General features: G+C 57.5%; 21 protein-coding genes and 1 pseudogene. 17 read left to right on the top strand and 5 right to left on the bottom strand.

The window, feature by feature from the left end:
* The first annotated feature begins 463 nt into the window (after nucleotides 1-463).
* The 5 genes and pseudogenes from GT003_RS24420 to GT003_RS32645 all read left to right on the top strand — a co-directional run bounded on the left by GT003_RS24420 (nucleotide 464) and on the right by GT003_RS32645 (nucleotide 3,101).
* Nucleotides 464-820, top strand: coding sequence for an ArsR/SmtB family transcription factor (locus GT003_RS24420; RefSeq protein WP_161702843.1), 357 nt, complete (start codon nucleotides 464-466; stop codon nucleotides 818-820).
* Between the two features lie 2 nt (nucleotides 821-822).
* The gene (locus tag GT003_RS24425) at nucleotides 823-1,338 is read left to right on the top strand and encodes an SRPBCC domain-containing protein (protein ID WP_161702845.1); all 516 of its coding nucleotides are present in this window, start codon (nucleotides 823-825) and stop codon (nucleotides 1,336-1,338) included.
* A 65-nt stretch (nucleotides 1,339-1,403) separates the two neighbouring features.
* A complete protein-coding gene (locus GT003_RS24430) occupies nucleotides 1,404-1,781 on the top strand; it encodes a VOC family protein (protein ID WP_161702847.1) in 378 nt (125 codons plus the stop codon).
* 333 nt (nucleotides 1,782-2,114) lie between these two features.
* Nucleotides 2,115-2,915, top strand: a pseudogene (locus GT003_RS33175) (stalk domain-containing protein); the annotation flags it as partial.
* A complete protein-coding gene (locus GT003_RS32645; RefSeq protein ID WP_239566099.1) occupies nucleotides 2,895-3,101 on the top strand; it encodes an excalibur calcium-binding domain-containing protein in 207 nt (68 codons plus the stop codon). The pseudogene GT003_RS33175 and the gene GT003_RS32645, both read left to right, overlap by 21 nt.
* Before the next feature lie 87 nt (nucleotides 3,102-3,188).
* On the opposite strand, the gene GT003_RS24440 is transcribed toward GT003_RS32645, so the two are convergent.
* Together GT003_RS24440 and GT003_RS24445 are read right to left on the bottom strand one after the other, a co-directional pair.
* Nucleotides 3,189-4,481 carry a LysM peptidoglycan-binding domain-containing protein gene (locus GT003_RS24440; RefSeq protein ID WP_161702851.1) on the bottom strand — a complete coding sequence of 431 codons (1,293 nt, stop codon included), beginning with the start codon at nucleotides 4,479-4,481 and terminating at the stop codon, nucleotides 3,189-3,191.
* Between the two features lie 176 nt (nucleotides 4,482-4,657).
* Nucleotides 4,658-5,488, bottom strand: coding sequence for a hypothetical protein (locus tag GT003_RS24445; protein ID WP_161702853.1), 831 nt, complete (start codon nucleotides 5,486-5,488; stop codon nucleotides 4,658-4,660).
* 351 nt (nucleotides 5,489-5,839) lie between these two features.
* On the opposite strand from GT003_RS24445, the gene GT003_RS24450 reads away from it, so the two are divergent.
* Nucleotides 5,840-6,427, top strand: a complete 588-nt coding sequence (locus tag GT003_RS24450) for a guanylate kinase (RefSeq protein ID WP_161702855.1) — start codon at nucleotides 5,840-5,842, stop codon at nucleotides 6,425-6,427.
* Nucleotides 6,428-6,536: 109 nt separating this feature from the next.
* Here the strand turns inward: GT003_RS24450 and GT003_RS24455 are convergent, their stop codons facing one another.
* Together GT003_RS24455 and GT003_RS24460 are read right to left on the bottom strand one after the other, a co-directional pair.
* On the bottom strand, nucleotides 6,537-7,742 hold the full coding sequence (locus tag GT003_RS24455; RefSeq protein WP_161702857.1) for a copper amine oxidase N-terminal domain-containing protein: 1,206 nt from the start codon (nucleotides 7,740-7,742) through the stop codon (nucleotides 6,537-6,539).
* Nucleotides 7,743-7,862: 120 nt separating this feature from the next.
* Nucleotides 7,863-8,723: a helix-turn-helix domain-containing protein gene (locus tag GT003_RS24460; RefSeq protein WP_161702860.1), complete on the bottom strand. Its 861-nt coding sequence runs from the start codon at nucleotides 8,721-8,723 to the stop codon at nucleotides 7,863-7,865.
* 116 nt (nucleotides 8,724-8,839) lie between these two features.
* Between GT003_RS24460 and GT003_RS24465 the strand changes: the two genes are divergently transcribed.
* The 11 genes from GT003_RS24465 (at nucleotide 8,840) to GT003_RS24515 (ending at nucleotide 24,534) form a co-directional block, all read left to right on the top strand.
* Nucleotides 8,840-9,913, top strand: a complete 1,074-nt coding sequence (locus GT003_RS24465; RefSeq protein WP_161702862.1) for a Gfo/Idh/MocA family protein — start codon at nucleotides 8,840-8,842, stop codon at nucleotides 9,911-9,913.
* Nucleotides 9,914-10,044: 131 nt separating this feature from the next.
* Nucleotides 10,045-10,926 (top strand): sugar phosphate isomerase/epimerase family protein, encoded by an 882-nt coding sequence (locus GT003_RS24470; RefSeq protein WP_161702864.1) that lies wholly within the window; start codon nucleotides 10,045-10,047, stop codon nucleotides 10,924-10,926.
* A 25-nt stretch (nucleotides 10,927-10,951) separates the two neighbouring features.
* Complete coding sequence (locus GT003_RS24475) at nucleotides 10,952-11,800, top strand: sugar phosphate isomerase/epimerase family protein (RefSeq protein ID WP_161702866.1); 849 nt, start codon at nucleotides 10,952-10,954, stop codon at nucleotides 11,798-11,800.
* 68 nt (nucleotides 11,801-11,868) lie between these two features.
* Nucleotides 11,869-12,225 carry a VOC family protein gene (locus GT003_RS24480; protein WP_161702868.1) on the top strand — a complete coding sequence of 119 codons (357 nt, stop codon included), beginning with the start codon at nucleotides 11,869-11,871 and terminating at the stop codon, nucleotides 12,223-12,225.
* Nucleotides 12,226-12,551: 326 nt separating this feature from the next.
* Nucleotides 12,552-14,087, top strand: coding sequence for a response regulator (locus GT003_RS24485; protein ID WP_161702870.1), 1,536 nt, complete (start codon nucleotides 12,552-12,554; stop codon nucleotides 14,085-14,087).
* Entirely contained in the window at nucleotides 14,084-15,985 is a 1,902-nt protein-coding gene (locus GT003_RS24490) for a cache domain-containing sensor histidine kinase (protein ID WP_161702872.1), read from the top strand. Before GT003_RS24485 ends, GT003_RS24490 begins: the two co-directional genes overlap by 4 nt.
* A 134-nt stretch (nucleotides 15,986-16,119) precedes the next feature.
* Nucleotides 16,120-17,421 (top strand): ABC transporter substrate-binding protein, encoded by a 1,302-nt coding sequence (locus GT003_RS24495; RefSeq protein WP_161702874.1) that lies wholly within the window; start codon nucleotides 16,120-16,122, stop codon nucleotides 17,419-17,421.
* A 156-nt stretch (nucleotides 17,422-17,577) separates the two neighbouring features.
* On the top strand, nucleotides 17,578-18,474 hold the full coding sequence (locus GT003_RS24500) for a carbohydrate ABC transporter permease (protein ID WP_161702876.1): 897 nt from the start codon (nucleotides 17,578-17,580) through the stop codon (nucleotides 18,472-18,474).
* A complete protein-coding gene (locus tag GT003_RS24505) occupies nucleotides 18,471-19,316 on the top strand; it encodes a carbohydrate ABC transporter permease (RefSeq protein ID WP_161702878.1) in 846 nt (281 codons plus the stop codon). Before GT003_RS24500 ends, GT003_RS24505 begins: the two co-directional genes overlap by 4 nt.
* Before the next feature lie 64 nt (nucleotides 19,317-19,380).
* Entirely contained in the window at nucleotides 19,381-21,792 is a 2,412-nt protein-coding gene (locus GT003_RS24510) for a discoidin domain-containing protein (RefSeq protein WP_161702880.1), read from the top strand.
* Nucleotides 21,793-21,819: 27 nt separating this feature from the next.
* A complete protein-coding gene (locus tag GT003_RS24515; RefSeq protein WP_161702882.1) occupies nucleotides 21,820-24,534 on the top strand; it encodes an alpha-mannosidase in 2,715 nt (904 codons plus the stop codon).
* A 210-nt stretch (nucleotides 24,535-24,744) separates the two neighbouring features.
* On the opposite strand, the gene GT003_RS24520 is transcribed toward GT003_RS24515, so the two are convergent.
* On the bottom strand, nucleotides 24,745-24,837 hold the full coding sequence (locus GT003_RS24520) for an IS3 family transposase (RefSeq protein WP_428842605.1): 93 nt from the start codon (nucleotides 24,835-24,837) through the stop codon (nucleotides 24,745-24,747).
* Between the last annotated feature and the right edge of the window lie 10 nt (nucleotides 24,838-24,847).

The following is a 24,847-nucleotide window of genomic DNA, read 5'->3' on the forward strand; positions in this document are numbered from 1 at the left end:
ATCGTTCTTCAAGTCCGTCAGCTCGCTGTGCGTTTCTGCAATTGGCGTTTCTTCTATATCCTTAGTGTAAAGGGAGCGGGGCCTCGCTGAAACCGTCCAGCGGCGGTTTTGGAATCCAGCCTTAAGGCGGGGAAGGACTACGACCTTAGACGGCCCGGGACCGCCGATACAGGCGATTCAGCCGACGCAGTCCATGCAACCCGATGCACCTCCATGCGCCCCGATGCAACCCATGCAGTCGGACGGGAGCTGATGAATTCCAATGAGACCCATGATGAATCCGCGCACGACTAAGCGAGGCAGCCGCAATGCTGGATAAACCATTTTATGTATATTCCCTAATTAGAATATTCCTTGACAGGAATATTCGGTTCAGTGTATATTCATAGCAGCAGAAGGATGACTCGAGTGAGGAAGGAGATGAGCGCATACCGAGAAACCAACACTTAACGAGGTGAATGACATGACAGCGGACAATCCGGGTATAGACTTGACGATGCTGCATGCTTTGGCCGATCCGAATCGTGTTCTGATCGTCGAGCTCTTGCGCGACGGCCCGTTAACCGTAGGGGAAATCGCCGAACGGTTAGGGCTTCGCCAGCCCCAGGCCTCGAAGCATTTGAAGGTGCTTAACGATAGCGGGGTATTGGAAGTAAAGGCCGATGCCAACCGCCGGATCTACAAGCTCCGCCCCGAGCCTTTTCAAGCGCTGGATTCTTGGGTGAAGTCGTTCCGGCACGTCATGGAAGATAGATTCGACAATTTGGAAGGTTACTTGCGGGAGCTGCAAAACAAGAAAACAACAACATTGGAGGAATGAAAATGTCTAAACATGCCATGGTTTCGAGGGTTGAGGACGAGCGGGTACTGGTGCTGGAGCGGGTTTTCGAGGCGCCGCGCGATCTCGTATTCAAGATGTTCAAAGAAGCGGAGCATCTGAAACATTGGTGGGGGCCCAAAGGCTGGGAGCTTCCGGTCTGCCATGTGGATTTCCGGCCGGGCGGCGTTTGGCACTACTGCATGAAGTGCGTGGATCAGAATCAAGGCGATTTTTATGGGATGGAATCGTGGGGCAAAGCCATATACTCGGACATCGTCGAGCCGGAGAAGATCGTCTACACCGATTACTTCTCGGATGCCGAAGGCAATGCGAACGACACGCTGCCTTCGACCGAAGTCACGCTGACGTTCATCGAACTGGACGGCAGGACGAAGCTGGTCAACCGGGCAATCTATGCGTCGGCAGAAAACCTGAAGACCGTCATGGACATGGGCATGCTCGAAGGCATCACGGATACGTGGGACCGTCTCGAAGATCGCTTGAACGAGTTGAAATAAGGAATACGAAGGATAATAAGCAGCGAATTGGAACCATGCCAACATGACGAAGGAGTGGAAGAGCAATGATCAATAAAGTCGGTCAAATTATGTTGTACGTCAATGATCAAGACAAGGCTTTGCATTTTTGGACGGAGAAAGCGGGTTTTCATGTCATCTCCGAAGAGAACAATGGCCAAGGCATGAGATGGATCGAGATTGCGCCTTCCGAGGAAGCCGAGACAAGCATCATATTGCACAACAAGGAATTCGTTGCCAAAATGTCGCCGGGAATGAATCTCGGAACGCCTTCCTTGATGTTTTTCTCCGATCGTTTCGATCAATTGCACGAAAGCTTGTCCGATAAAAACGTCAAGGTCGGCGAAATCGTCGCCATGCCGTTCGGAAGAGTGTTTAACTTTGCGGACGATGAAGATAATTACTTTGCCGTCATGGCAAAATAACAAATGGCCTATTCAATATTACAGGCGGCTGACAGTAAATGTCGGCCGCCTATTGTTGTTGCTGCGAAAGCTGCCCAAAGCCCCCATCCAGGGAGGAAAGGTTATCTAACCTTTCCCTGGAAGGGGGCTTTTTTCATGCCTAACGTTCAATGCCTTTCATTATATCAAACTGTGTCTTCGAGTAACGGACTGTATATCCGCATCTTTGGTATCACAAACTCGAATTGGTAATAATCGAATTTAAACATGAGAAGGATATCAATAAAGTGAAAACGTTCATCGCAGCTAAGAGAACATTGAGGGAGTGCAATTCGAATCATGCTAAAGAAAATGATGCTTATAGTGACAGTTGCAAGTATCATAGCGGGATGCGGCTCGCAGTCCCCTAAAATCGAAGATGGGAAGCAGCGAAGTCCCGTTATAAATAAAAATTCGTTCAATACACAAAAGACACTAAAAGTTAAAACGGTGAGCACGGTAATTAGGTTGTTTGTAAACGGCAAGCAGGCCAGCGTGGCGCCAGTGATTGTAAGCGGCGTTACGTATGTGCCCGTACGTGCAGCAGGCGAACTGTTGAATAAGTATGTTTCTTGGGATGCCTCATCAAAGACGGTGTACATCAGCGATCAAAAACAACAGCAAGCGAAGGCTGCGGACAAGACAATAAAGTTGATCGTAAACGGTAAACAGGCAAGCGTAGCTCCGAAGATCTTAAGCGGCGTCACCTATATCCCCGTTCGTGCAGCAGGGCAGCTGCTATACAAATATGTAACATGGGATTCGAAAATAAGATCCGTTTACATCAACGACCGACAGCATGACCGCGTTATTTACTTTCCTGAGAGTCGTTATCCGGAAACAGCGGCACATATAAAAAGCTCGCTCGCTCGCGGGGAATCGCCAATTTGTACGATTGATCGGTTAGGAGCAGACGAAAATCGCGAACAGTCGTTGTCGGGTATTCCTGTCAAGTCCGGGTATGACCGGGATGAATTCCCGATGGCGATGTGCATGGAAGGCGGGGCAGGAGCCGATGTGGCTTACGTGAAGTCATCCGATAATCGAGGCGCTGGTTCATGGGTCGGAAACGAGCTCGAGATCTATCCTAACGGAATGCGGATACTTTTCATCGTTGACGGAAAAACAGGAGTAGCGAGCCCGCCGACATCAGAACCAGCACCGAAGCCTAACCCGGGGAATGTCTATTACGATAATTGTACTGCTGTAATAGCTGCAGGCGCGGCACCGCTCTATAAGGGTCAGCCTGGCTACAGCTCCAATCTGGACCGAGACGGTGACGGCGTTGCATGTGAAAAATAGAACAGGAGGCATCCCCCTAGGTTAGATGAACATTATGCGATGCCTCAATGGTATAGAGCCAGCCGCCGTCTGCCGATTGCTTCAGCGTCAAGGCAGCAGTTTAACAATATCAAAATTATCCTCTAATAATAGCCAGTTCTGCGGAAAGCTGAGCCCGAGCTTCCAATAGCTGATGCCGCGCAGGCGCAGCTGCTTCATTAAGTTGAACTTCGCCTGAATCGAACGCGCGTCCTCGAACCAGACCCGGTGCTCCTTGCCGTTATCGTCCCAATACGTGAAGTGCGGAGCCTGAGCCGCCGTATCGTACAGGATCTCGGCGTTCCGCTGCCGTGCCAGCGCGATAGCCGCTTGGGGACTGATCGCCTTGGCATAGGCGCCTCCGGGCACGTATGGCAGCGTCCAGTCATAGCCGTACAAGTTCTGGCCCATCATGATTTTGCCGGCCGGCATTTCGGTGAGCGCATATTCCAGCACGGTACGTACGGGACCGATCGGGGAGACCGGCATCGGCGGTCCGCCGCTGTAGCCCCACTCGTACGTCATGATAATGACGAAATCCGCGATCTCGCCATGTGCCCTGTAGTCATGCGCGGAGTACCAGGCGCCTTCTTGGGTCGCGCTGGTCTTGGGCGCGAGGGCGGTCGACATCGTGAGGCCGGCGGCATGAATGGGGATGACGGCCTTGCGCAAAAATCGATTGTACGGTTCGCGGTCTTCGGGCAGCAGATGCTCCAGATCGAAATGGACATCCTGGTAATGCAAATTCTTCGCCGTTCTCACGATGTTCGCGATCAGCTTATCCTGCAGCGCGGTATCGCTTAGGATGAGATGGCCCAAATCGGAGCTGAACTGATCCTCCTCGAGGTTGGTAACGGTCAACATCATCGCTGTCCGCTGCTTGGCCGCGATGCTTCGCAAATCGCCGAGCGGCGGCAGCGCAAGCGTGCCGTCGCGCTGAATGCGGAAGCTGGACGGAGCCAGGTATGTCAAGTGCGGAGCTGCCTGCCTGGCAGCCTCCGTCAGCGCGGGCGACACCGTCATGCCGCTCGGAGCGATATACGCATTCACGTATGCGCGCCGCTTCGGCATCGGCGGTATATACAGCCTTGTTCCTACGTTCAGCGGAGCGTTTACCTCGGTCTCGTTGACGGAAGCGAGCCTGGCCGCGGTCGTGCCGAATCTGGCCGCGATCGATGACAAGGTGTCTCCGGGCACCACGTAATAATATTGGCCCACGATAGGGATAACCAGTGCCTGTCCGATCACCAATGTGTGACTCGGCAGTATTTCATTGGCGGACGTGATCGCGTCTACCGGAACGCCGTAAGCCTGCGAGATCCGGTAGAGCGACTGTCCTGCCTGCACGACATGAATCTGCATCGCCTGCTCCCTCCCGTATGCCTGTCGTCTGCTTCCCGTTACTTGACTCTTACTAAACTATTCGGGCATTCATCCGCGCATGTCAGGCTTCTGACAATGGCGTGGCAATGGCTGGCAGTTGCAGAAGATCGGGAACCTGCATGGCAGCAAATCGGCCAGCGCAGCGGAGCTCGGCGTTAACGGACCGGAATCTGTGCGCCGACTTGGTTAATGATGGCCGCGATCTTGTTCTCGTGCTCGATAACGCGGGTTTTCTGATCGACGATGCTGTGCGACAGCGCGACAAGCGAGGAGAGAGATTGCAACGTTCCCGCATGCGAACCGCTCTTCACGCAGGCGTTGAGCGTCTTGACGACGCCGGGAATCGTCTTCTTCGTGCCGGACGCGGAAGCAAGCGCGACCTTGGACTGCGCATGGACGGAAGTGATGGCGGTCAGACTGGTCTTCAGGGACTTAACCGTCTTGGCGGTTGCTGCCTTGGCAGCGGACAGCGCGTCCTCCCGGATCCGGATTTCTGCGCGCGCCAGCTGTACGGCCGTCTTGAGCATATCCGCCTGCTGCTTCAGAATGGCCGTAAGCTCTTTCAGTTTGAGAGCCCGCGCGTCGGCAATCCGCTTATTGACTGTCGTGTAGAGCGTGAAGAGCGGCTTGTACTTCGTGCGCAGCGCGTTCAGATCGTTGGTCATTCGGTTCAGCTTATCCGCGTCGATGAGCTTGATGCGCTGGTTCACGGCATCCAGTGCCTTGGCGTTATTCGCGTGCAGCGTGCTGTATCGGTCATCCAGGCTCGTCTCTTGCCGCTGGATCGTCTGCAGGCTGGCTGTCTGCGCGTTCAGCTTGTCCTTCAAAGCGGCCGGGGCAGCCGCGATGTGTTTGGCAAGCGCGGTTTGCGCGGTTTGAGAGAGCGAGACCGACGCTGCGGAAGCCGCGTCCGGGACGAGCAGCAGGAAGGCAAGCCAGGCAAGCAGCATGGATGAAACCAGATTCAACCTCATAGACTTTAACATAGACAAAATTCCTCCTTCGCCGTGAGTCGCCGCCGGAAAACGCAAAAAACCCGCAAGAAAGGCATAATGAGCCTTTACTTACGGGTGCTTCCGACGCAAGTGAATCACGAACATATGTTTTTATAAAATATATCCGATCATTTCGAAATAGTCAAGCCGTACAAGGTTTGGATATTGCTGGCATTTCGCGACATGCGGTATAATTGATAGAAACAGCGCTGGAATACGGGGAACATCGATGATTGCCATCTGCGCGGTTATTCGCTCCGAAGCAGATGAATGCTGCATTTCCGGATGGATCAGACTCGCAGAACGACGATCGACAATCGACCGATTCAGGAGGCTGAGACGATGAACGAACAGCTGGATCGCAAGCTGATTTTCGTATTTACAGGTCCGGACGGCTCTGGGCGCAAGACGGTTGCCGACAGTGTGGGCGCCACGCTCGGCATTGCCAAAGTGCTTTCGTACGCGACTCGCAAACCGCGTCCCGGCGAAGCGAACGGCCAGGATTACCACTTCATATCGCCGGAGCTGTACGAACAGTTCGACCGCGCGGGCGACTTCATCGAGAGCATCTGCATGAACGGCAATCACTACGGGGTGCGCGGCATGGATATCGAACAAAGCTTATTGCAGAACGGAAGCGTTTTCCTTATTCTCAACACCGAAGGGGCAGAACTGCTGAAGGAGCAGTACGGCGATCAGGTCATCCGGCTGTTCATCTACGCCGACAGGCGGACGGTGCAGGATCGCCAGCAGGAAGCGGGAGTCGATTCCGACATCGTCCGGTTCCGAATGGACCAGTACGAGACGGCGGTCGCGTATCAGGCGCGCTGCGAGCATGCCTTCGAGAACTACGATCTTGCGCATACGGTATTCGATATATCCAATACGCTCGAACATTACCTGCAGCGTAATTTGGTCGAACGCGACTGAAGAGAGCGCCTGTCTTACTCAGAATGCCAATAGCATAACAGCCCGCCCTTCCTAGACCGGAGGGCGGGCTGTTCGATTAGAGGGCCGAGGGATACGCGCGAATCGTTCCCTAAACGTTCGGAAGCGGGTCGACTTTAATGAGCTTGCCCGTGCCCTCGTCGATCCATTGCCCGTCTTCCGTCTTGCGGAAGGTTACGGCCATGAAGGCGCGGCTGTTCGGGTAGTCCGGACCCTTGAGTTTCTCGATCGTCTGCACGACGTAGATGACCGCCTCGTTGTCCGTAAAATCGACGATCCGGGCGATCTCTGTGGTGTATTTGAGATCGTACACGTCGAATAATTGCTTGACCGTCTCCAACGATTGATCTACATTCGGCGCTTGCGGATCGATCGTCGCCCGGTAAGCATCGAGATCCTCGTCGGTGGAAGCCTGCGCCTGCTTGTCGATTACCGCAAGAATCGCAGCCTTGTCCTCCGCCGGAACGTCCGCTTCATGGTTCAGCACGTTATCCGTGTTCACGTAATCGAATTGAAGCAAACCGATCGAACGAACCTTCCAATGCTTGTCTTGACCGCGCTGCAGTCCCAACTGGATGACGCAGTCGTTGTCCAGGTAGAAGCCTCCGCTTACTTTGGCCGCGTGCTGGCTGACCGTGACGTTCGCCGAATACGGCGTGAAGTCCTGGATGTCCAGGAGCTTCGACATCGTGCTGACGACGGGGTCGCCCGCTTTCGGCGCGCCCTGCGCTTTGATTGCATCATAGAGCGGCGTGTTCGGAACGAGGAACGAGAGGAAGCCGTTCAGATCGCCCGCCGAGTCGACAAGGTCCATTTGCGCGAGCAAAGCCTGCAGTTCCTTCACTTCGGCGGCGGTCGGCGCTTTGGCGCTGATCGTGATTTTCCGAGCCGCGGCGTTCCAATTCACGTTCATGCCCGTCGCTTCCCCAACGTAACGAAGCGGCACGAGCGTGCGGCCAGCCTTTACGATCAGCTTGACGGGCTTCGCCGAAGCCTGTCCGTTCACGGAAGCGGCTCCGGTCGCGGCGTTCAAGACGAGAGAGACGCCGTTCGACGCGCCTGTGATCGTCTTGCTCTTCGCATCGTAGGCGATCTCGAAGCCGAGCGCCTTGAACAAGGCTTTGAACTCGACGTAGGTGGTGCTGTTCGCGATCAGCGGCGGCGCGTCGAACGCGATCTTCTGGGTGCCGACCCATACGGTAATGGGCGGTTTCGCCGGGGCTGCGGCGGAAGCCATGCCCGAGAAAGCCATCAGGAGCAGCAGGGCTGCGAGAACAAACGCACTGATTTTCTTCAAACTAACACTCCTCACAGATAATGGGAATAACGACATGGATATTACTATAGCAAGGTTCCCATAGGCTGCATAGAGCATTTGGTTGCGATTTACGCCAGCCGGCCGCGACCAAGGCGAACGCTACCCCATCTGCGACCGGTACATCGTCGGCGCGGCATCCGTTAATTTCTTGAACAGCCGCGAGAAATAGAACATATCGGAATAGCCCAGCAGCCCTGCGATTTCCATCACCGTCTTGTCGGTGTTCAGCAGCAGCTTCTTCGCCTCCGCGATCTTCAGGCGATGAACGAATTCGCCGAGCGGGTACCCGGTATAATCGTGCACGATCCGGCGCAGGGTAGGGATGGATATATGGTGCCTGGCAGCGATTTCGCCCGCGCTGGACTTGCCGTAGGCGGTGGCTCCCAGGTCATCGAGCAGCTGGTGGATGAACAGCGTCCTGCTGCTGCTCGTCTCCGGCTGACGGAAGCGCAGCGACATATCGAAAAGCATCGATTCCAGCGCCAGCGCCGCACGGTCCTGATTCGCCGGAACGCCGCTTCCGAGCAGCCCGAAGATAAGCTCGATTTTGCTGAAGAAGCTTTCTTCCGTTCCGACGTGCTTGACGGTCTCCGGCTGCTCGTACCAGCTCGCCAGCCACTCCTGGATCCGGGTGCCCTCCAGCGAGAAATAATACTCGTCCCAGAACCCCTCGTCCTCCGGACCGTATTGGAACACCTCGCCGGGGTATAGGCAGAACAACGACCCGGCTTCCACGGTCTGCCGCTGGCCGTCCCCCGCCTGAAAATAGCCCCGTCCCGCGCCGATATAGACGAACGCCCAATAATCGAATTTCGCGTCCTTGCGCTGCATGATACGGCCCGGCAAATGGCCGGCGCCCCGAAGGAGAAGGGACTGCACCCGGAGCTTCTTCAAATCGATGACATTGTCATAGAGACGAATCGGGAGCGGACTGATCATATAATCCATATAGGTTGGCATGATGTGCATTCTCCCCTTGGTATCATCGTGATAAGGTATAGGAAGGTTTAATTATAATTGTCATGCAAGGCCATTATATCGGGCATGGCGCCCAAAGGGAAGGGAGCATGTTTATCATGTCGACAGAGGGAAAGAAACTGCGCATCGGCGTCATTGGCGCGGGGTCGATATCCGGCCTGCATTTGGAGGCGTACAAGCAATGTTCGGATACGGTAATCGCGGCTGTTTGCGACTTGAACGAGGAGCGGGCGAAGGCAGCGGCGGCCAAGTACGGGGCGGAGCAAGTCTATACGAATTATCGGGAGCTGCTGGCAGATCCGAGCATCGACGCGGTCAGCATCTGCACGTGGAACAATACCCATGCGGAGATTAGCATCGCGGCGCTGGAAGCCGGCAAGCATGTGCTGTGCGAGAAACCGATGTGCAAAACGGTCGAGGAAGCCGAGAAGGTGCAGGAGGCCGTGCGGCGTTCGGGCAAAATCCTGCAGGTCGGCTTCGTAAGACGTTACGCGGGCAGCGTTGACGTATTGAAACGGTTCATTGACGCGGGAGAGCTCGGCGAGATCTATTATGCCAAAGCTTCCTGCCTTCGCCGGCTCGGCAATCCGGGCGGCTGGTTCTCGGACTCGAGCCGTTCGGGCGGCGGGCCGCTGATCGATCTTGGCGTACATATCATCGATCTTTGCTGGTACCTGATGGGCCGCCCGAAGGTGAAGAGCATCAGCGGGAACACGTACCGGAACCTCGGCAACCGCGCCAATGTCCAAAATCTCTCCTTCTATAAAGCGGCCGACTACGATGCGTCACGCAATGACGTAGAGGATGCGGCCAACGCGGTCATTCGCTTCGAGAACGGCGCATCGCTGCTCGTCGACGTGAGCTTCACGCTGCATGCGGCGAAGGATGAGCTGTACATTAAGCTGTACGGCGACAAGGGCGGCGCGGAGGTCGAGCCGGCGCTCGTCGTCATGTCCGAGAAGTACGATACGATCGTCAACTCGACGCCTCAAATCGATCATACGAGCTTCGACGCGAGCGAGGCGTTCGGCAGGGAGATCGCGCATTTCGCCGGCAGCTGTCTCGGCCGCGTCGAGACGCTCAGTCCGGTGGAAGACGGGCTCGAAGTGACGCGCATGCTGAGCGCGATTTACGAATCGGCGGCGAAGGGCACGGAAATTCATTTTGATTAATAAGCATCAGACCGAATTGATTAATGCCAGCTAATGCCAGCGGTACGAATCGCCGATGCGGCCAGGGAAAAACAGGGCGTTTGTTCCCGGCGGGGCGCGGGTAATTTGAGAATAAGGAAGGTTGAGATCACATGAGCAATCCATTGATCAATAAAATCGGCGTTATCGTAGACAGCTTCGGCGTCGGCGTGCGCGAAGGACTGCTGAAGGCGAAGGACGTCGGCGCGGAAGGCGTGCAGATCTACGCGGTGTCGGGCGAGATGGACCCCGCGAACTTGGATCAAGCGGCTCGCAGAGAGCTGCGCGGTTACATTGGCGGACTGGGCCTCGACATCGCGGCGCTCTGCGGCGACCTCGGCGGCCACGGCTTCCAGGACGCGGCGGCGAACCCGGCCAAGATCGAGAAATCCAAACGGATTCTGGACCTTGCGGTCGAGCTCGGAACGGACGTCGTGACGACGCATATCGGCATCGTGCCGGATGACCGGAACAGCGCCGTGTATGCCGCCATGCAGAGCGCCTGCGAAGAGCTCGGGCAATACGCGAAGAGCATGAACGCTTATTTTGCGATCGAGACGGGACCGGAGCCTGCGGCCCATCTGAAGAGCTTCCTGGATACGCTCGGCACGAACGGCGTATCCGTTAATTTCGATCCGGCGAACATGGTCATGGTGACCGGGGACGATCCCGTGCAAGGCGTCATTACGCTGAAGGATTATATCGTGCATACGCATGTAAAAGACGGCAAGCGGCTGCGCGTCGTCGACCCTCGCCAGGTGTACGGCTTCCTCGGCTACGAGAAGATGTCGCACGAGCATATCGCCGAGATGGCGTCCGGCGGACCGGACTTCGCGGAGCTGCCGCTCGGCGAAGGCGTCGTCGATTTCGATGCGTATTTCGCGGCGCTCCAGAGCATCGGCTACAAAGGGTACTTGACGATCGAGCGGGAAGTCGGCCATCAGCCGGAGGAAGATATCCGCAAGGCGGTAGCTTTCATTAAACGGTACCGCTAAGGTGCCCGGAGAGGGGGAGCAAGCGATGAAGATTGCGGTAAGCGTATGGAGCTGCCACAAGTATCTGCAGGACGGATCGTGGAGCAATGCGGATTTCATCGATTACGCGGCAAGCATCGGCGCGCAGGGCGTCGAGCTGCTGAGCATTTTCTGGAAGCCGGAGACCGACGTGCCGGAGGTTCGGGAGGCGCTGGCGAGGACCGGGCTGAAGCTGGCCTGCTTCGGCGCCTGCAACGACTTCGCCCGCCCGTCGAAGGAAGAGCGGACGGCCGCGCTCGAAGATATCAAGAAGTCGGTCGATGCCGCTGCGCTGCTCGGCGCGCGCGTCGTTCGCGTGTTTGCCGGCGATGCCAAGGACGGCATCGCCTACGAGCAAGGCAAAGTATGGATCGTGGAAGGTCTGCTGGAAGCGGCGGCCTACGCGCAAAGCAGGGAAATCATCCTCTGCCTGGAGAACCACGGCGTATTCGCGGGCCGAAGCGAGCAGGTGAAGGAGCTGATCGAGCAGGTGGATTCGCCGGCGCTTCGGAGCACGTTCGACATGGGCAATTTCCTGCTCGTCGATCAGGAGCCGGGCCCTTCCTTCCAAGAGCTCGGGCCGTTCATCTCGCATGTGCACGCGAAGGATTTCAAGCGCGCCGAAGATGGCGCCGCAGGTTCGTACGGCACGCTGAGCGGCAAAGCTTCCTATCTCGGCGTCGTGCCGACGGAAGGCGATGCCGGCGTAGCCGATATCGTGTCCCGCTTGGACGGCATCGGCTATATGGGCTGGATGAGCGTCGAATATGAAGGATTGGAAGAGCAGAAGGCCGGCACGGCCAGAGCGGTCGAACGGCTGCATGGTATCGTGCCCGGTCCGAAGAAGCACGTGTAAGCTTGACCGAATCGGGGTAATGCATAGCTAAGCAGGACGAATCGAATCGACGAAAGCGGGGGAAGCCCATGAAGCCGCTCATTAAGAATGGCCTGATCGGCGTGATGCACTATGTCCGGGATCTGGATCATGCCAGCGCCTGGTATTGCGAGAAGCTCGGCCTGGAGCTGAGAGGTTACGGCCAGAACGATTTCGTCGAGCTCGGTCTCGACGGCCGCTATGTCATGCACCTGTTTAAGGACGAGGCAGCGCAGCCGGCGGAGCGCGCGACGTTCGCGTTCGATACGCCGGACATCGAAGCGGCGCGAGGCATGCTAGCCGACCGCGGCGTAGACGTCGGTCCCTTGGAACGGCACGGCGACCATGCGTCGTTCGCGTTTCGGGACTGCGATGGCAACGCGCTCATGATATGCGAGTATTATTGACTAGTTATGCATGAAAACGAATCGCTCGGGCGACGCGGAACTTCCGCGGCGATCCCGCGCCGGCAGCCGATCGGGCTGGGGCGCGGGGATCGCCGCGGTTTTTTTTGCTTGTCGCATGGGCGCAGAACCCATAGGGGGGCTGTTCAATCCGTAAACTGAGCTCGCTCTCAGTTAGGGTTTGGAGCCGGGCTTTTTATGCGTTTACTAAATACGTAGTTTCGCCCTCGGCCGAAAATTAGCGATCGGGTTTATTTTACGCTTGTAACAAACGTGGAATCGTTTACAATTAGACATTATTCGACAAAATTTGAGGGTGATCCATTGCGATGAACGTGTTTATCTTGGATGACGACGAGAACATCGTCTTGGCGCTGTACAAAATGATCGAGCGCAGCGGGCTGCCGCTCGAGAAAACGATCGATTCGTGCTCGCCGGCCGACGCGCTGGAATTCGTGACCGAGCGACGTCCGGACATTATCCTTACCGACATTCGCATGCCCGGCATGACCGGCCTCGCGTTCATCGAAGAATTGAAACGGCGCGGCTGCCGCAGCAAGGTGCTGTTCATGAGCGGCTATAAGGATTTCGAATACGCGAGCGAAGCGATTCGTCTCGGCGCGCAGGATTATTTGGTGAAACCGTTCAACGAACAGCGGTTGACGTCCGCGCTGGCTTCGGTCATGGAGGTCATCGCGCAAGAGCGCCGGCAAGCCTACGAGCGGGAGACGCTGCTCAAGAAGAGCATGTACCACAGTTTGACGACCGGGTATCAGTGGGAGCTGGCAAGCGGGTCCGTTTCCGGTCAATCGGAAGAAGCCGATTCCGGTCTTGTCTATTACGTGCTCGCTATCGATTTGTCGCTGCCTTCCGAGCTTACGCCCGATGAACGAAGCGCATTCGAAGCGAAACTGCGCGCGTGGGAGAAGCGGCCGGCCTTAGCGAAGTTCGGCGCGTTGCTGGTGTACGATGACGTCAGCCGTCTCGCGCTCGTGTATACGGACGCATGCAATGGAACCGCCGGGCGCGAGACAGAAGCGAGGTGGAATACCATCCGCCGGGAGATCGAAGAAGGGCTGGAGGTCGTCGCCAACGTCGGCGTGAGTTCCCCGCTCGGTTCTTCCGCCGAGCTTCCAAGAGGCTACGAGGAAGCGAGGAAGGCATCGCAGCGGATGTATTTCGCGGGCGAGGCGGCGATCTACGTGCACGCCGAGGGCGCGGGCGAAGACGAGCTTCCGGCCGATCCGTTCGAGTCGTCCAAACTGACGGAGGCGTTGATGCTGGGTAAGCAGGCCGAGGCCAGAATGCTGCTCGCGCGCGGATTCGAGCGCTTCCGGGCATCGGGGCAAGGCGATAGGGAAGCCGTGGTTCGCGCTTGCCGCCAATTGCTCGCCCGCGTGCAGGGACAAGCGCCGCGCAGGGGCGATGCGGAGACGCCGGAGAAGTTCGAGACGGCAGCCGAGCTGCAAGCATGGATGGCGGTGAAGCTCGAGGAAGCGGCCGTTACCGCCAAGGATGCCGCCGCGTCGCCCGACGATCTGACGATTGCCAAGATCAAGCAATACTGCCAGGCACATATCGGAGAAGACATTACGCTGCAGCATGTCGCCGAATTCGCCGGGTACAACAAAGCGTATTTCTCCTCGTACTTCAAGAAGAAGACGGGTGCGTCGTTCTGGGATTACTTGACTGGCTTGCGCGTGGAGAAAGCGAAGGAAATGCTGGAGAAGACGACGTTGAACGCGTACGAGATCGGACAGGCGATCGGCTACCACAACCCGAGCCATTTCGGAAAAATGTTCAAGCAAACGGTCGGCTGCACGCCGGCGGAATATAAAGCGGCGATAGCGGGGTTTGCGCAATGAGGCGCGTCCTGGATCGCATTCGGACGGGTTACCGGGACTTGCTGCTGAAGCGCAAGATCGCGCTCGCTTTTTCCCTGATGGCCGTCTTCCTGCTCGTCGTCCAAGGAACCGTCATCTACAACATCTCCGAACGCGTGATCCGCAACGAAATGGAGAGCGCCGCCAAGCAGACGATTGCGCAGTCGAGCTTGAACATCGACTCCTATTTTCAAGAAATCAAGACGATCATCCAATTGACGGCGAACAACCGCACGTTGATCGACTCGGTGGAGCATTACGATTCCAGTTACTACGACCAAATCCGCTATAACGAGAATTTGCAAAATATCCTCATTCAATATACGTACATGATTCCCTACGTGGACAACATTCTCGTGATCAGGCAAGGACGCGCCATCTATGATAAGAACAGCTCCTCCCGCAAGGATTACGATTTCGATGACAAGGCGTGGTTCGCGGAAGGCGTTAGCCCGCTCGTCAAAGCGTCGTTCGTCGGGCCCCACCGGAACGACTATTATTACGACGGCATGACGACGAACGTCGTCTCGGTCATCATCCCCGTTCGCGACCCTCAGAAGCAAGGCGAACCCGAAGGGGAGATCATGATCGATATCGATTTGCGGAAAATCACGAACCTGTTCGGGCGGATCGGGCTCGGCGACGACCAGGACATCTCCATCGTCGACAAGGGCGGCCGCATTATCGCCAATCGCGACGAGCGGTCGATCGGCGGCCAATACGCAGCCGAACAGTTGTCCCGTCTCGGGGCGAGCGAGAACGGGACGTATACGGTCAAGGGCGGCGGGGTATCTTCGCTCGTCGTCTATTCGACGTCCGCGGTGACGGGGTGGAAGACCGTCATTTCGACCAAGATGACGAAGATCGCGCAAGTGGCGGGCGACGTTCGCTTCACGGCGCTGCTCACGATCGCGGCGGCGATTCTGCTCGCGGCCGCGATCTCGGTGTTCGTCTCGTCGCAGATCACCAAGGGGCTGATTCGGCTGAAGAAGCGAATGGATGCGCTCAGCCGGGGCAACGAATCCGCTCTCGCGCCGGCGGAGGGGAACGACGAGGTCGGCATGCTCGGCAGGCACTTCGATCGCATGGCTCAGCAACTGAATCAATTAATCAACGAGAATTACATCGCGAAGATCAAGCAGCAGGAAGCGGAACTGTCCGCCCTTCAGGCGAAAATCAACCCGCATTTCCTGAACAATACGCTGCAGTCGCTGCATGCGATGGCGGTACTCGACCGCACGAGAGAGCTCGAAACGACGATCGAGAGCCTCGGCAGGCTGTTCGATTACGTGCTTTACGATAGCGGAGATATCGTTCGCGTGGACGACGAGCTGCAATATCTCGCGTCTTATCTGCAGATTCAGCAGAGCCGCAACGCGAAGCGGTTCGACTACGCGATCGAGGCCGAGGCGAGCGTGCGTCGGACGCCCGTCCCCAAGCTGCTCGTGCAGCCGCTCGTCGAAAATGCCTTGATTCACGGGTTGGACGCGTTGCGCACGGGCGGTTATATCCGCGTGGAGGTCGAATTAGAGGCCGGAGCGGGGATCGAGCCCGAAACCGCAGCCGAAACCGGCACCGCAGCCGAAACCAGAACGCCAGCCGGGGCTCGGACCGGTGCAGCGGCAGACGAAGAAAGAATCCTCATACGCGTATCGGACAACGGCGAGGGGATGTCCGAGGAACGGTTGGCGTGGGTGACGGCGATGCTCGAGGGCGAGATGCCTGCGGCGAAGAGCATCGGGCTTCGTAACGTCCGCGACCGGCTGCAGCTGCTGCACGGCGATCGTGCCTTCCTGCGCATCGAATCGCGTCCCGGCGAGGGGACGGTCCTGACGATCGGCTTTCCGATTCCCGCCGGGAGCGGGAACGCGAATACCTGAATATTTGAACATCGATCCAAACGTTTCGAGATTATCAACCCCGTCCGGCGGAGGTATGATGAAAGCATTAGAAGGCGGCGCAAGAAGAGCTCCTTGGCCGTCCCTCTAAACAGATTCCAGAGGGGGAACTTGCAATGAACAGAAAAACGGCTGCGGCCATGTCCGGCATTCTCGCGCTTTCGCTTGTCCTTGCCGCTTGCGGAAAGAGCGACAACGGGAATACGGCGGCCGGCAACAACGCGGCGAATACGAACGCGAATTCTGAAAGCGCTAGCAACGAACCGAAAGAAAAAGTACCGGTTACGATGGTCGTTCAATATAACCCGAACCTGTTCGCCGACTTGGAGAAGTCGTTCGAGGCGAAGAACCCCGATATCGACCTGCAGCTCGTGTTTATGGATAACGCGCAAGCGAACAAGGTGCTGAACTCGCAATTCGCCGCAGGCGAAGGCCCGGATATCGCGCCGATGAACGTCGACTTCTTTAAGAACGGCTACGCGTATAAACTGAACGACCAACCGTTCATCGACCGTCTCAGCGACGGCGCGAAGCTGGCGACGACGCAGGCCGACGGCTCGATCTTCTCCGTGCCGTTCGAAACATGGTTCCAAGGCATCATGTACAACAAGAAGATTTTCGCCGACAATGGCATCGAAATTCCGAAAACATGGGACGAGTTCCTCGCCGTCTCCGCCAAGCTGAAGGCTGCCGGCATCAAGCCGCTCGGCGTGGGGGACAAGGACGGCGACGTTATCGGCAAGATGGCGCTCGGGGTCGTGCTCTCCACCGGCGCGATTATCGAGCCGGACGTCGAAGCGGGCAAGAAGACGTATTCCGCGAGCTGGAAGACCGGACTGGACAAGTTCTACGAAGCCGTGAAACAAGGCATCATCGGCACGGACGCGTTCGGCATGTCGGTCGACGATATGGTCAACGAGTTCCTGAACGGCAAGAGCGCCATGATCAGCATGGGCAGCTGGCAAGTTGCCGATATGCACAAGAAAGCGCCCGACTTCGACTTCAACATCTTCCCGTACCCTTCGGCGGCCGAAGGCCAAGAGCAGTGGGCAATCGGCGGCGTAGCGGGCGGCGGAGGCGTGAACGCGCACTCCAAGCATATCGACGAAGCGCTTCGTGTGCTCGATTACATCGCAAGCCCCGAAGGCGACGCGCAGTGGATCGCGGTTACGCACGGCGGACCGGTAATCAAAGGCACTGCGGGAGGACTCGATCCGTCCCTGTCCGGACTGCAAGATACGCTCGGTGCCGGCAGAACGTACTCCCCGTGGGAAGGCTTCAAGAAAATCAACGGTGAGAACTTCGTCAGAAATTGGTTCAAAACGAGCCAAGAAATCGTCGCGGGCAGGAAAACGGTCGATCAAGGTTTGAAAGTCATCGACGATTACGTCGCCGAGCAATTAAAAGACCTGCAATAACTCGGACTCCCAAGCATTCGGCAGTTCCAGAGGGAGGGCGGTATTGCGATACCGTCCTCCCTTTGCTTTTTAAGCGCGAGACTTTCTTACGACCATCGCAAACAAGGGCAATCGCGACATAGAGACAAGCAAAGACCGGAAGGAGTGGCCGCGGCAATGTTCAAACGAGAAAAAATAAAGGTGACGCTGCAATACGAGCTCTTGCTGCTTCCCGCGCTGATCGGGTTCGTCATCTTTTTCCTATATCCATCGATTCAGTCTATCTTCTACAGTTTCACCAATTACAGCGTGAACAAGCTGGACTATTCGTTCGTCGGCTTGCGGAACTACGTCAACGTCTTCAAGGACGAGCATGTCATCGCTTCGATCAAGAACACGGTCTACTTTGCCGTGTGCTCGACGCTCCTGCAGAACGTGCTCGCCATTCCGCTCGCCGTCGCGCTGAACGCCAAGCTGAAGACGAAGTTCTTGCTGCGGATGGTCTACTTCATGCCATGGTGCTTCAGCGGGCTGATCATCGGCTTCCTGTGGTCGTTCATACTGTCCTCGAGCGACGACGGCTTGCTGAATCATCTGATCCATCAGCTTGGCATCGGCTTCTTGCCCAACAACTGGCTAGGCGATCCGAGTCTCGCGATGAAATCGGTCATCTTCGTGGCCGTCTGGCAGACGACGGGATGGGCGATGATTATCTACTTGGCCAACTTGCAGAGCATTCCCGCCGAGCTGTACGAATCCGTCAAGATCGACGGCGCCGGCAAGTTTCAGGCGTTCTGGCACATTACGTTTAAATTCCTTGCCCCGGCCATGACGATCAACGTTTTGCTGTCGACGATCGGCGGCTTCAAGGTATACGACCAAATTCTCGCGCTGACGAACGGCGGTCCTGGCTACGCTACGGAATCGATCACGTTCTCCATCATGAACTACGGCTTCTCGGAGAACAAGTACGCATACGCCTCCGCCCTGTCTGTCGTCATGCTCGTCGTCATCCTGCTCATTTCGCTCGTCCAGCTTCGTTTCTTTTCCAAGAGGGAGGATAACATCGCATGAGAAGAACATCGTCGAAGTCGTCCCGCGGAGGAACGATCCTGCTCGAATTGGGACTATGGGTTGCGGCGCTTATCGTCCTCATTCCGTTTTATTACTTGATCATTAACACGCTGAAGCCGCCTGCGGACGTCGTCGCCCGGCCGATGAGCTTCGATCTGAAGAGCTTGTCTTTCGGCGCGTATACCAAGGCGTTTCACGATATGAAATACGGGCATGTATTTTTGAACAACCTGATCACGACGGCCGGCGCGGTCATCCTGATCGTGCTCATCGGATCTTCGGCAGCCTACACGCTCGTTCGCCGAAACACGAAGTTTCATAGGCTCGTCTACTATCTCTTCATCTCGTCGATCATCGTGCCTTTTCAAATGGCGATCGTCCCGTTGTTCAAGATTTTCGTGAAAATGCACCTCATGAATACGCTGCTCGGCGTCATTCTCGTCTTCGTCTTCACCAACATCGCGTTCGTGGTGTTCCTGTACTATAGCTTCATCCGCACGATTCCCTATCAACTTGAGGAAGCGGCCAAGATCGACGGGGCGTCCGTGTTCCGGACGTTCGTCAGCATCTGCTTCCCGCTGCTTTGGCCGGTGACGGGCACGGTCATCATCATTCAATCCGTCGCCTTCTGGAACGATTTCTTCGTGCAAATCCTGTTTATCGTATCGCCGAAGTACTTCACGATCACCCGCATGATCTATGCGAACGTCGGCATCTTCTCTACCGACTGGAGCGCGCTGCTGCCAATGTTCGTGCTCGGCATGCTGCCGATCCTCATCTTCTACGTGTTCATGCAGAAGAGCATCATCAGCGGCATTACGGCGGGTTCGGTCAAAGGCTAACGTCCGAATCGCGCCGTTGCTGCCTGCTTCATTTCCTTTCTACATTAGAGGAGGTCATTCTTCCATGTCCAAGTCCCAATCCAGGTCCAGGTCCAAGCAAGCAAAACGCTTCATCTCGTCCGTCGCGGCGCTGTCCGCATTCGCGCTCGGAACGATTGCAAGCCCGGCATCCGCGGATGCCGCGAAACCGACGGTCGGCATGTGGTACAGCACGTGGTACGCCAAGAAACCGTCCGTCGCGCCGACATGGAGCACGGGCTTCGGCGCCGGCAGCACGAATCAGCTGCTCGGCGACGTGAACGGCGATGGCAAGGACGACGCGATCGTCTTCGACGGCGCGACGGGCAAGTGGAGCGCGGCGCTCTCGAACGGCAACGGCTTCGGCGCGCCGACGGTATGGGCGACCGGGCATGGAACGGGCTCGACGAATCAATTCCTCGCGGACGAGAACGGCGACGGCAAGCTGGACGCCGTCGCGTTCGACGGGGCGACGGGCGCATGGAAAGTCGCGTTATCGAATGGAAACGGTTTCGGCGCATCCTCCAGCTGGATTACGGGCCATGGCGTAGGATCGGGTAATCAGTTCATGGCTGACGTGAACGGGGACGGCAGGAGCGATTCCGTCGTGTATTTCGCCAGCAACGGCACGTGGTACGCGGCGTTATCGACGGGAAGCGCCTTCTCCGCTTACTCGCAGTGGATCGCGGGTCACGGCGTAGGCTCGAGCAATCAATTCATGGCCGACGTCAACGGCGACGGCAAGCAAGACGCCATCATCTATATCGCCAATTCCGGCAGCTGGTTCGTTGCGCCGTCAACGGGTACGGGCTTCCAGCCGTACTACGCCTGGGCCTCCGGCCATGGCTACGGCTCCTCGAAGCAGCTGGTGTCGGACGCGAACGGGGACGGGTTCGCCGACGCGTTCGTCTACTTCAACTTCGACCAGAACGGGGACGGGTTGAACGGCGACTTGTACGGTTTGACGTATTTAAAATCGTCGAAGAGCCTGGCTACGGGGTCCGTCGTCATGAATTCCGGATTCGGCTACAACGCGAGCAAGCTTTTCCAAGGCAATCTCTCAGGTGACGCCTACGGTTGGAAAGCGACGGTAGCGTTCAACAACGCGACGGGCACGTGGTCGGTCGAGCCTTATCATTACTTCAAGAAGAACCTGCACGACACGTGGGCGGCGTGGAACATGAAATACTTGCCGCTGACGCTGGGTACGTACAGGCAATACGACAGCAACGAAGTGCCGGTCATCGACGAGCATATCGCCGCGATGTCCTCGGCGGGCGTCGACTTCCTGCTGCTGGACGAGACGAACGGACTTTATGTGGACGACGGCTACATCTACGACCGCGCTGTTACGCTATCGTCCCGGATCAATGCATGGAACAGCACGACGGGCAACCGCAGCCTGAAATACGCGCTCGCGATCGGCGATCTGCAGTATACGCACGATCCGCAAAGCGTCGAGTTCGAAGCGGGCGAAGCGTGGAAACAATTCGTCAACACGGCGAACGGCGGGACGAAGAACTATTACTACCTGAACGGCAAGCCGCTGCTCGTTCTTCACGCGGGAGCGGCGGAGCGCAACGCCTGGTTGAATTGGACCGGCGATAAGACGAATTCGAGCAAGTTCACGATCCGGTATTCCGAAGGCGGCACGCCGTCCGGCGATTACGGCTGGTATACGCCGGCATCGGGCACGATCGCGAACGACGAGGTCATGGTCGTCATGCCGGGCCATAATCCGAACCAAGCGACGTATACGCCGATTTCGCGGGCGAACGGCGATTACTATACCGCGAAAGCTTGGGATCGCGTCATGCAGAAGAATCCCAAACCGCAAATCGTCATGGTTAATTCGTATAACGAATACGCGGAAGAAACGGCCGTCGCGGTCACGGACACGTCGCAAGTGACCGGCCTGACGGAGAAGTGGTTGAACAAGTCCGGCGTCATGGACAACGCGATGTATTGGAACATGACGAAGGAATACATCCGCCGTCTCGGCAATCTGGCGTTCGGAGCGACGGTAACGGCATCGAGCTCGGGCGAAAGCGGCGATTGGGGACGCAGTCGCCTGAACGACGGGCTGCTTAACTCGGGCAGCGGCTCGGTCGGTTGGACGAGCGACGCCTCGTTGACCGTGAATCATTCCGAATACGTGAAGCTGGACATGGGGACTTCCCATGCCGTCTCGAGATTGGATCTGTACCCGCGTAACGACAGCGGCAACGTTGGTCAGGGCTTCCCGATCGCGTTCAACGTGCAGACGTCGACGGACAACGTCAATTGGACGACAGTGGCTACGGTGTCGAACTACGCCTTGCCGGGCAACGCGGTGCAATCGTTCGCGATCGCGCCGATGACGGCAAGGTACGTGAAGGTCACGGGGACGAGCTTGCGCCCGAATGCGGGGGATGGCAACAACTACCGCATGCAGCTTGCGGAGATCGAGATCTATTAGAGACTGGACGAGAGGGCGGGATAAAAGATGGCCAAACAGAAGGTATTCGTTACGCCGACGACGCATTGGGACCGGGAATGGGTCATGACGAAGGGGCAATTTCAAGTCCGGTGGGTGCGGCTCGTCGATAACCTGCTGACGATCATGGCGGAGCGCCCGGATTATCATTTTCTGCTCGACGGCCAGGCGATCGTGCTCGAGGATTACTTGACCGTTCGCCCGGAGAAGAGGAAGCAAATCGAATCGTTGCTCGCGGAGGGCCGGCTAATCGCCGGTCCTTGGTACGTGCTCGCGGACCAGTTCCTCGAGAACGGCGAGTCCATGATCCGGAATCTGCTTGTCGGCATGGCGGAGGTTCGCCGAATGGGCGGCCGTCCGATGATGCTCGGGTACGTACCGGACTCGTTCGGCAGCTTGGCGAGCCTGCCGATGCTGCTGAACGGGTTCGGCATTCGGCTTGCTACGTTCGGCCGCGGCCGGCCGACGTGGGACGAGTCGTTAAGCTTCTATGAATTCGAGTGGCAAGGACCTGCGGGTTCTTCCGTTCTGGCGGCCAATCACGGCTACAGCCACGGCATCTTCTTGAGCTATCCGGATATCTGGACGGATATCGGGTTACCGGATTCGCTGAACCCCGATCCGGCGGCGATGCTGGAGACGTTCATGCGGGAAGCGGCCGGGCAGGGCGCCAGGGCGGCGACGGGCGTCCTGCACTTCTCCGTCGGCATCGACCATATGGAGGCGCGAGCCTCCCTGCCGGGGTTGATCGATTATTTGAACGCCAACCAGGACCATTATGAGATCGTCTACGGCACGCCGGAAGACTACCTGAACGCCGTTGCGGGGCAAGCAGTCGTCATGCAGCAATATGCGGGGGAAATGCGCGGCTCGTCGACGTCCTTGATGGATCTCGTGGGCACGCTGTCCTCGCATATGCCGCTCAAGCAGTCGAACGACACTTGCGAGATTTTGCTGCAGCGGAGTTTGGAACCGTTATGGGCGATGGCATCATGGGCGAGCGGAGCGGAATATCCGCAGGGGCTGATAGCCAATCTGTGGCGTATCTTGCTCGCCAATCACCCGCATGATTCGATCTGCGGCTGCAGCTTGGACCAAGTCCATCTCGACATGCATAACCGGTACGACGAGATTCTCCATACGGGCAGTTATATGATCAAAGACGGTCTGCACGCGTTGATGCCGGCAATCGATACGACCTGCGAGGACGCTTCCGCCGTCGCGCTCGTCATCGTGAACCCTGCGGGTCGGACTCATGCGGGCCCGGTTCGCCAATTCGTGCGCGTGACGCGCCGGTTCAAGCATGCCGCTTACGAGCTCGTGGACGAGTCGGGAAGAGTCGTGTCCTCGCGCATCCGTCACGTCGTCGATAAGAACAAGGATCTGGAGAGCTTCTATATGACGGCGCAGATGCTTGCGGACGTGATCTCGAAGGACGCGGAAGACTCGCGCGAAGATTCGCTGGTGTACACGGTATTGGAGGTCGATTTCCTGGCCGAGGCGGTGCCGGCGACCGGTTACCGCACGTATTGGATCCGTCCTGCGACGAGCGGCGGGACTGGGGAAGGTGGTGCCTTGGAGAGTGCCGTGTTCAATGCCGAACCGGTGCTGCGCGTTGCCGGGAACGGCATGGAGAACGCGTCGCTCGCTGTCCGTCTCAACGCGGACGGCACGTACGACCTGACGTACAAGCGGACGGGCCGGGTTTATCGCGGCTTGAACTTCTACGCCGATCGGGAAGAGACGGGCGACCTGTACGATCACCACGAGCTGGCGACGCGCGACGAGCGCGATTCGCGAACATGCGGCTCCGAATGGCAGCTGCATGAAGCGTATGCCGACCGCGTCGTATTCAAGTCGAAGGCGAGGTGGTCGCTGCCGCGCGGCATGGAAGGCGGAGCGCGGTCGGCAGAGGAACGCGACGCGACGATCGAGACCTTCGTCATGCTGCGAGCGGATATCGAACGGCTCGAAATCGAGGTGGCGTTCGATAACGAATGCGAAGATCATATGCTGCGTGCCGTATTCGAAACGGGCATTCGCTCCGATCGCGTGCATGCATACGATCACTTCAACGTTGTCGAACGGCAAGCGGGGCTTCCCGGCCCGGAATGGCGGGACGAGCCGTTCCAATCGTTCGTCGACGTCTCGGACGGACGGGAAGGCTTATGCCTGACGAGCCAGGGGCTGCCTGCCTACGAGGCGGAGCAGGGCGAAGGCGGCGTGCGTCTGATGCTGACGCTGCTGCGCTCCGCAGGAAGCGTCGGAACCGCGGCGGGGGCGAACTATCCTGCGCCGGGCGGGCAATGCAAAGGCTCGCATCGCTTCTCCTATGCGCTCATTCCGCATGAAGGCGATTGGCGCCAAGGCGAATGCATGGCCAAGGCGGAAGATTACCGCACGCCGCTGCTCGCGGAAACGGACGCGCAGCACGGCGGACGGTTGCCGTCGTCGGCGTCGCTGCTCGTGGTGACGGACGCGCGCGACGCATCGCCGTTCGTCAGCTGCCTCAAGCAGGCAGAGGACGGGGACGGCTGGATCGTAAGGCTGTGGAACGACGGCGAGGAACGCGCGGTCACGACGAACGGAGCGATGGCTTGGACGGAAGCGCGGCGCGTATTGCTGGACGAATCCGCGGCAGATGCGAAGGAGGCCGACCGCGACGGGTTCCTCGTGCGGGAGTCGGAGCTGCTGACGCTCAGGATCGGCGCCGCAAATGAATAAACGTTCCCGCGGCTGCTCCCTTTTTCACGCAAACAGAAGGAAAGATCGGTCATCTCTCGATATCTTCGGCAAGTACGATAGTCCTGCCGAAGGAGCGTGCAAAGTGTAGCCCCGTAACTAACAGGATCGCCCTGCGTTTCCCATCCAACAGCAGCAGTCCAGGACTGAACTGCACCCCGTCAAGTAGACAGTACAAATAAATAAAGTCAATTAGGCGGCCTTAGTCCTGTACTCCATCGGACTGAGGCCGTTTAGTTTTGCTTGTAATCGTTCATGGTTGTAGAAGTGGATGTAAGCCTGAATATCTCTGTGA

It is taken from the genome of Paenibacillus sacheonensis (assembly GCF_009909195.1).
Lineage (GTDB): Bacteria > Bacillota > Bacilli > Paenibacillales > Paenibacillaceae > Paenibacillus_Z > Paenibacillus_Z sacheonensis.

Excerpts from the sequence above, each read along its gene's own strand:
- GT003_RS24420 (WP_161702843.1), top strand. The coding sequence starts at position 464 with ATGACAGCGGACAATCCGGGTATAGACTTGACGATGCTGCATGCTTTG.
- GT003_RS24425 (WP_161702845.1), top strand. The coding sequence starts at position 823 with ATGTCTAAACATGCCATGGTTTCGAGGGTTGAGGACGAGCGGGTACTG.
- GT003_RS24430 (WP_161702847.1), top strand. The coding sequence starts at position 1,404 with ATGATCAATAAAGTCGGTCAAATTATGTTGTACGTCAATGATCAAGAC.
- GT003_RS32645 (WP_239566099.1), top strand. The coding sequence starts at position 2,895 with ATGCGGATACTTTTCATCGTTGACGGAAAAACAGGAGTAGCGAGCCCG.
- GT003_RS24440 (WP_161702851.1), bottom strand. The coding sequence starts at position 4,481 with ATGCAGATTCATGTCGTGCAGGCAGGACAGTCGCTCTACCGGATCTCG.
- GT003_RS24445 (WP_161702853.1), bottom strand. The coding sequence starts at position 5,488 with ATGTTAAAGTCTATGAGGTTGAATCTGGTTTCATCCATGCTGCTTGCC.
- GT003_RS24450 (WP_161702855.1), top strand. The coding sequence starts at position 5,840 with ATGAACGAACAGCTGGATCGCAAGCTGATTTTCGTATTTACAGGTCCG.
- GT003_RS24460 (WP_161702860.1), bottom strand. The coding sequence starts at position 8,723 with ATGCCAACCTATATGGATTATATGATCAGTCCGCTCCCGATTCGTCTC.
- GT003_RS24465 (WP_161702862.1), top strand. The coding sequence starts at position 8,840 with ATGTCGACAGAGGGAAAGAAACTGCGCATCGGCGTCATTGGCGCGGGG.
- GT003_RS24470 (WP_161702864.1), top strand. The coding sequence starts at position 10,045 with ATGAGCAATCCATTGATCAATAAAATCGGCGTTATCGTAGACAGCTTC.
- GT003_RS24475 (WP_161702866.1), top strand. The coding sequence starts at position 10,952 with ATGAAGATTGCGGTAAGCGTATGGAGCTGCCACAAGTATCTGCAGGAC.
- GT003_RS24480 (WP_161702868.1), top strand. The coding sequence starts at position 11,869 with ATGAAGCCGCTCATTAAGAATGGCCTGATCGGCGTGATGCACTATGTC.
- GT003_RS24485 (WP_161702870.1), top strand. The coding sequence starts at position 12,552 with ATGAACGTGTTTATCTTGGATGACGACGAGAACATCGTCTTGGCGCTG.
- GT003_RS24490 (WP_161702872.1), top strand. The coding sequence starts at position 14,084 with ATGAGGCGCGTCCTGGATCGCATTCGGACGGGTTACCGGGACTTGCTG.
- GT003_RS24495 (WP_161702874.1), top strand. The coding sequence starts at position 16,120 with ATGAACAGAAAAACGGCTGCGGCCATGTCCGGCATTCTCGCGCTTTCG.
- GT003_RS24500 (WP_161702876.1), top strand. The coding sequence starts at position 17,578 with ATGTTCAAACGAGAAAAAATAAAGGTGACGCTGCAATACGAGCTCTTG.
- GT003_RS24505 (WP_161702878.1), top strand. The coding sequence starts at position 18,471 with ATGAGAAGAACATCGTCGAAGTCGTCCCGCGGAGGAACGATCCTGCTC.
- GT003_RS24510 (WP_161702880.1), top strand. The coding sequence starts at position 19,381 with ATGTCCAAGTCCCAATCCAGGTCCAGGTCCAAGCAAGCAAAACGCTTC.
- GT003_RS24515 (WP_161702882.1), top strand. The coding sequence starts at position 21,820 with ATGGCCAAACAGAAGGTATTCGTTACGCCGACGACGCATTGGGACCGG.